Consider the following 6,000-nt stretch of genomic DNA (forward strand, 5'->3'; position numbering starts at 1 on the left):
TCTCGCCGTTCCGGCCCGAGGCACTGGGATCCTCGGACGGGACTGCGGCCTCCGGCGGCCACGACGACGGCGTCACCGGAAGGCGGGTCGGTCCCGAGGGGCCACCGGAAGGGTGCGCGGCACGGCCGGGCCGAGGCGATGCCACCGGCGTGGCGCTCGGCGCCACGCGGAGGAGGACTCGGGTCGGGTTCGACATGAGCGCCTCCTGGGTGGGTCGCGCGGGGCGGCTGTCCGTCACCCTGCTTCCGGTGCGTACGGGTCCGTCTTGCCGCCCTTCCCGCGGTCAAACCCCGGGGACGCGAGGAGAGTTGTCGGCCTCCGGCCCACGGGGCGGGGGTTCCGCGCGGGACGTTCCGGGCGTGCGCGAGGTGCGAGGCGTGCGAGGCGCGCGAGGCGTGCGAGGTGCAAGGTTCGTGGCGTGCGCGAGGTGCGAGACGTGCGGGGTGTTCCGCGCGCGTGCGGCGGACGTACGACGTGCGTGCGGCCCGCACCTCCACGAGGTGCGGGCCGCACGCGGGTGCCGCCGATCCGCGGCAAGGGGGGGAACCGCGGATCGTCCGGCGTGAGCGTGTCCCATCGCTCGACACCCGCCTGCCCCGCCCTCCGGTATCCATGCCACCCGGTCCGGCCCGGTTTCGCCCGGCGCGGTCCGGGCGGTTAGCCTGCCGCCGGGGGCGTCGGCGGATCCGCTCCCCCGGCGCCCGGAGAACCACGACGCCGAGAGGAGCGCCCCGTGACCACCACGGCCCGCGCGAGCATCCAGCACGAGGACGACCGGACCCGGGTGACCCGCTGGGACTTCGAACCCGGTCAGTCCACCGGCCGCCACGTCCACGCGTACGACTACGTCGTCGTCCCCGTCACGGACGGACGGACCCGGGTGATCGGCGCCGACGGCACGATCGGCGTCTCCGAGCTCCGCGCGGGCGAGTCCTACGCCCGCCCGGCCGGCGGCGAACACGAGGTCGTCAACGCGGGCACCGCGCCGCTCGCCTTCGTGGAGATCGAGCTGAAGTAGGCGCCGAGGGACCTCCGGGCGCCGTCCCCGGACAGGGGACCGCCCCGCGACGGAGGGGGTCCGTGCGGGGCGGTCGCCGTGCCGTCGTCGCGTGGCGTGGGGGGGGGTGGCCGCGGGCCGACGGCTGGGAGAGGTGGTCGTGGGGCGGTGCGGTGGAGTGCCCAGCCGCTGTCCGCGTGGGCATTCCGCCGGGGGGCGGTACGCGGCCGGGCGGGTCGCGGCGGAGCCGAGCCGCGACCCGCCCGGCCGCGCGACGAGGCGCGCGGCGGGTTCGCCCGTGCCGTCAGAGGCGGCCCGCGCCTCCCGGGAAGGGCCAGGAGACGCGGTAGTACTGGCCGATCTCCTCGCGGTACTGGCGGTCCGCGAGGTGCTTGTCGGAGACGAACTCGGGCGAGTCCTTCACCTGTTCCTTCGACAGGGCGAGGTGAAGGGTCTGCTCCTCCAGATCGACGATGGTCACGGCCCGCGCCGGGATGAGGACCTCCTTGCCGAAGATCCATACGCCGGTGTCGACGACGAGATAGGAGTCGTCCACCTCGTCGGAGTGCTTGTCCACCTTGCCGATGTGTCCGTCGGAGGCCTCGACGCGCCATCCGGTGAGGTCGGTACCCGCCAGGTGGCCGGACTCCGTGCTGTAGGTCCACAGATTCTCGGTCATCGCTGTCACTCCTCTGTCTCGGTGTTCGCGCAGGGCGCGGCGCCCGTCGTGGGCGCCGCCTCAGAGCAGGCCACGGCGGTCGTCGTCGGTGACCACCGGCGCGACCACGATCCGGCGGCGGCGCAGCACGCCGGCGCTGACGGCGGTCCCGAGCACGCCGACGCCCATGAGGATCAGGCCGACCAGATCGAGGTCGACGGCCGCGAGCTCCCAGTCGGACGCGAACGTGAGGACGGCGCCGACGGCGATCATGATGATGAACACTCCGGGACCCATGGCTGGTCGCTCCTCCCTGCGGGTTGGACAGCGTCCGCGTACCCGGGTCCCCGAGGATCATTCCGCCCTCCTCGCAGCGGCCCGCGCCGGGCGGCTCCGCGTCCGCGTGGGCACGCCACGATCGCGGAACCGGCGTCCTCCGGGGGATGTTCATGGACGGACGGGGCACGCGGTCAGCCGCGGGCCCGCGCACGTACCTGCGGGCGACGCAGCCGATTCCCGGCCCGGCGGCAGAGGGCCGGCCACACCCCCAGGGAGCCCCGATGCAGGTACCGGCGAGGCCCGTACACCCGGACGTCACGTGGACGGCCCGTACCGTCGCCGGACGCTACCGGCTCGACGCCCTCCTGGGGCGGGGTGGCGCGGCCGACGTGTACGAGGCGCTCGATCTGCGGCTGCGGCGCCCCGTCGCGGTGAAGGTGTTCCGGACCGCGGACACCCCCCGCACCGACGCCCAGTGCCACGAGGAGGCCCGGCTGCTCGCCCGTATGCACCATCCCGGCCTGGTGCCCCTGTACGACACGGGCAGTGACGCGGGCCGGCCGTTCCTGGTGATGCGGCTCGTACGGGGCACGACCCTGCGGGAGCGGATCGCCCACCTGGCCCTCACCCCCGCCGAGACGTGTCGGACGGGGGCCGCCCTGGCGTCGGCCCTCGCCCATGTGCACGGCCACGGCGTCGTCCACCGCGACGTCAAGCCGTCGAACATACTGCTCGACCGGGAGGACACCCCGCACCTCACGGACTTCGGCATCTCCCGCAGTGTCGAGGCCGCGGACGACCCGCCCGAGAGCGCGGGCGCCCTCGTCGGCACCGCCTCCTACATGGCGCCCGAGCAGGCGTTGGGCCAGAGGACCGCGCCGACGGCCGACGTGTACAGCCTCGGGCTGGTCCTCCTCGAAACGCTCAAGGGCGAGGCGGAGTACGGCGGGGCGCCGCTGGAGGCGGCGCTGGCCCACCTGGACCGCCCTCCGGTGCTTCCGCCGGGCCTCCCGGCGGAACTGGCCCGCCTGCTCACCGCGATGACCGCCCGCTCCCCCGAGGCCCGGCCGGAGGCCTCCGCCTGCGCCCGGGTCCTCGCGGACCCGAGGACGGCGGGACACGCCTCCGCGCCCGCGCACGGGCCCTCCTCCCGGAGGACGGGGGTGCTGGGGGCTCGCCGGCCGCGCCGGTCCCCCGCCGCCGGGCCGGGTCGGCCGGGCCCGGCCCGGGCCGTGGCGGCGACCCTGGTCACGCTCGGTCTCACGCTGACCGGCTCGATGGGCAGCGCGCCGGCCGGCGGGGCGACGCCCCCGCCCCACACGAACAACCGCCCCGAGTCGCCCGCGTGACGGTCGGTCAGCGAGGCGGAGGTGTGAGAGCGCGTCCTCGGGCAACACGGAGTGTCAGGACACGGAAGGCGCGGGAGCACTTGCGGCGACCGTCCCGCCCGTTCGACATCGGAGGAGAATCCCATGACCGCACTGCTGGCTCGCATCAAGCGACTCGCCCGCAGCCCTCAGGGCCGTGGCGCGGCGGCGTCCCTTCGTCGGGCAGCCGCCGACCCGCGCAAGCGCGACCAGGCGCGCCGCCTGCTGGGCAGGCTGCGCCACCGCTGACAGTTGTTCGTCCGGCCCCGATGCCGGAGATCCGACGCCCCGCGCGGGGTCCCGCGCGGGGCGTCGGCGTGTGCGTGCGGACCGGGCCCCGAGGCGGGTGGGCCGGACGGGCCTTCGGCCGAGGGGCCGGACGGCCCCTCGGCCGAAGGGCCGGACGCCTCCCGGCCGGACATGACCGCTAGCCAGGACCCGCACGCACCCGGGCCGGACACGGCCCCGACGACCGGGGGCCGTACGCACCCCGGGCCGGGCCGCACGGCCTCGACCGGGGGGGCCGCACGCACCCGGCGCCGGACATGCCGCCGGCCCGGCGGTGCGGGCCGTGAGGCCGTACGCACCGCCGGGCGCGGGAGAGGGGGCACTCGTTACGTCAGGTGGACAGCAGGCGCTGGAAGAGCGCGCGATACTGGCAGAGGGCGAGGCGCAGGCTCTCGGTGTCGGCCTCCAGCCCCTGGCTCCACTGTCCCTCCAGGTTCTGCCGGTGCCGGGCGAAGGTGTCCGTCAGGGTCTTCATCACGTCACCGACGAGGGCGTCCGCGGAGTGGACCGCCTGGCGCGGGTCGTCGACGAACCTGCCCTGGACCTCGTGCCAGCGGCGGATGAACTCGCCTTCCTCGGCCGGGCCGAGCAGGTCGGGGATCCCGTCCGCCTCCGCCCCGGTCCCGCGGTCCGGCCCCTGTGTCCGGTCCTGCGGAGCGGGCGCGGCGTGACGGGCGTGACCGGTGTGGGCCGCCGGCGCCTGCCCCGGCGGCGCGGAGGGCATGGGCGGCGGGTAGTCGCGGGGAGTGCGCTGGGCCGGCACCTGCGGAGAGGCGGGAGTCGCGCCGTCGGCGGCGGAGGGCCGGGCCTCGTCGTGCGCGGGCCGGCCGGATCGGGACGGGTCGGACTGCTGCCCGCCCGGCCGGGGCTGTTCGTACGGGGCCCCGCCGGACCGGGGCTGTTCGTACGGGGTTCCGCCGGACCGGGGCTGATCCCGCCGCGGTTCGCCCTGCTCATGGCCGTGCCGGGTGTCCTGCGGGGTCGGCGCGACCGTGGGACTGCCCTGGCCCTCCGATCGGGTCGTGGGGCCGGACGGCGCGGGCGGGGCCTGGGGAGCGGCCTGCCGGCGGTCGTCCGCCTGGTCCGCGCCGGGCTGTCGCGGCGGGGTCGGCGCGACCGTCGGGCTGTGGTCCGGCGCCCGCGTCGTGTCGCCTCCGGTCGGCGCGGGCCCGGAGCGGCCCAAGCCGCTGCCGTCCGGTCCGGTCCGCCGTTCGGGGCGGCCCTGCGACGGCTCGTGGTACTCGTCCGTCGGGTCCGCGTGGTGTCGTCGACCCGGTGCTTGGGTCGTGCGCTCGGGTGTCTCGTGGTGTCGCATCTCTCCTGCCTTCCGCGTCAGGACCGGCGGGTGCCGGTCGGCTCGCCGTCGGCGAGCAGGTCGTCGAAGAGGGTGCGGTAGTGCATCATCGCGCCCCTCAGCTGTTCGGTCGTGGCGGCGTTGTGGGTGCTCATCGCGTGGACCTCCAGGGCCGCGCGGTAGTCCTCCAGGGTGCGGCCGTGTCGCACGGACAGGTCGCGCAGCCGCTGCTCGTGCCCCTCGTCGGGGTAACCCCGGTCGCGCATCAGGGCCGCCACGAGTTCGTCGGCGTCGCGGACGGCGGCCTCGGGCCGGTCCACGAACTCCTCCTGGACGCGCATCCACCGTCGCGCGTACTGCTCCCGCGCCTCGCCGGGAACCGGCTTGATCTCCAGGTCGGCGAAGCGGCGTTCGCGGGCGTCCAGGTCCTGCTCCGCGGCCCGTCTGCTGCCGGTCGCCTCGACGGCCCGTTCGTACTCGGGCCCGAAGCGGTCGCGCAGTCGCGCCCGCCGTCGGCGGTCCACCGCCATGCCGGCGGCCAACCCGACCACGACGACCGCGACGACGACCATGACGATGACGATTCCGGTCGACATCGGCTCTCACCCTTTCGCGTTCGCTCTCCGAGTCGCGCTCTTCCGTCCCGGCCCCGTCGGGGGCCCGGAACTCGTGGAAGTCCGCGTGCCCCCCGCTCCGGAAGGCAAACCGGGCATCGGGGGCGGGCCGGGTCGGGACGAGGCCGGCGGTCGGGGCGGGGGCGGAGCGCCGGGTGGTGCGGAGTTCGTGTTCGTTCGGCCGCGGGGGAGGTAAGCGGAGATATCCGGGCAGAAGAAGAAGCCTCGGGCAGGAAGCGCCCGAGCTCCGGAAGACCCGGCCGCACGAGACGGAGAGCGAACGATGTGTCAGACGGACCACGCGCACACCACCCATCTCTTCGACCGGGGCGACGTCTCACCCGTCCGGGCCCGTCGCCTCGTCGTCGACTTCCTCCACGGCGTCGGGGGGGGGGGGGGGGCCCCCCCCCCCCCCCCCCGGGGGGACCCCCCCCGGGGGGGGACTCCCCCGGGGGGACACCCCCCCCCCACGCCACCCCCCCCCCCGCCCCGCGTGCGTGCGC

7 protein-coding genes are annotated in these 6,000 nt (G+C 76.0%); 3 read left to right on the plus strand and 4 right to left on the minus strand.

What is annotated here, in order from left to right:
* Positions 1–733: 733 nt before the first annotated feature.
* Positions 734–1,018, plus strand: coding sequence for a cupin domain-containing protein (locus ACF1BN_RS35165; protein WP_392335659.1), 285 nt, complete (start codon positions 734–736; stop codon positions 1,016–1,018).
* Between the two features lie 283 nt (positions 1,019–1,301).
* Here the strand turns inward: ACF1BN_RS35165 and ACF1BN_RS35170 are convergent, their stop codons facing one another.
* Complete coding sequence (locus ACF1BN_RS35170; RefSeq protein WP_392335660.1) at positions 1,302–1,676, minus strand: PRC-barrel domain containing protein; 375 nt, start codon at positions 1,674–1,676, stop codon at positions 1,302–1,304.
* 60 nt (positions 1,677–1,736) lie between these two features.
* Positions 1,737–1,952, minus strand: a complete 216-nt coding sequence (locus tag ACF1BN_RS35175; RefSeq protein WP_392335661.1) for a hypothetical protein — start codon at positions 1,950–1,952, stop codon at positions 1,737–1,739.
* Positions 1,953–2,215: 263 nt separating this feature from the next.
* Here ACF1BN_RS35175 and ACF1BN_RS35180 point away from each other — a divergent pair, with 263 nt between their 5' ends.
* Positions 2,216–3,283 carry a protein kinase gene (locus ACF1BN_RS35180; RefSeq protein WP_392335662.1) on the plus strand — a complete coding sequence of 356 codons (1,068 nt, stop codon included), beginning with the start codon at positions 2,216–2,218 and terminating at the stop codon, positions 3,281–3,283.
* A 123-nt stretch (positions 3,284–3,406) separates the two neighbouring features.
* Complete coding sequence (locus tag ACF1BN_RS35185; RefSeq protein ID WP_387280671.1) at positions 3,407–3,550, plus strand: hypothetical protein; 144 nt, start codon at positions 3,407–3,409, stop codon at positions 3,548–3,550.
* 370 nt (positions 3,551–3,920) lie between these two features.
* Here ACF1BN_RS35185 and ACF1BN_RS35190 read toward each other — a convergent pair whose 3' ends face one another.
* Both ACF1BN_RS35190 and ACF1BN_RS35195 read right to left on the minus strand, forming a co-directional pair.
* Positions 3,921–4,313, minus strand: coding sequence for a hypothetical protein (locus tag ACF1BN_RS35190; protein ID WP_392335663.1), 393 nt, complete (start codon positions 4,311–4,313; stop codon positions 3,921–3,923).
* Positions 4,314–4,921: 608 nt separating this feature from the next.
* Positions 4,922–5,479, minus strand: coding sequence for a hypothetical protein (locus ACF1BN_RS35195; protein WP_392335664.1), 558 nt, complete (start codon positions 5,477–5,479; stop codon positions 4,922–4,924).
* Between the last annotated feature and the right edge of the window lie 521 nt (positions 5,480–6,000).

This window comes from Streptomyces sp. NPDC014861 (assembly GCF_043081625.1).
In the GTDB taxonomy this organism is placed as follows: Bacteria; Actinomycetota; Actinomycetes; order Streptomycetales; family Streptomycetaceae; genus Streptomyces.

Coding starts and splice junctions, on each gene's coding strand:
- ACF1BN_RS35180 (WP_392335662.1), top strand. CDS start 2,216: ATGCAGGTACCGGCGAGGCCCGTACACCCGGACGTCACGTGGACGGCC.
- ACF1BN_RS35195 (WP_392335664.1), bottom strand. CDS start 5,479: ATGTCGACCGGAATCGTCATCGTCATGGTCGTCGTCGCGGTCGTCGTG.
- ACF1BN_RS35185 (WP_387280671.1), top strand. CDS start 3,407: ATGACCGCACTGCTGGCTCGCATCAAGCGACTCGCCCGCAGCCCTCAG.
- ACF1BN_RS35175 (WP_392335661.1), bottom strand. CDS start 1,952: ATGGGTCCCGGAGTGTTCATCATCATGATCGCCGTCGGCGCCGTCCTC.
- ACF1BN_RS35190 (WP_392335663.1), bottom strand. CDS start 4,313: ATGCCCTCCGCGCCGCCGGGGCAGGCGCCGGCGGCCCACACCGGTCAC.
- ACF1BN_RS35170 (WP_392335660.1), bottom strand. CDS start 1,676: ATGACCGAGAATCTGTGGACCTACAGCACGGAGTCCGGCCACCTGGCG.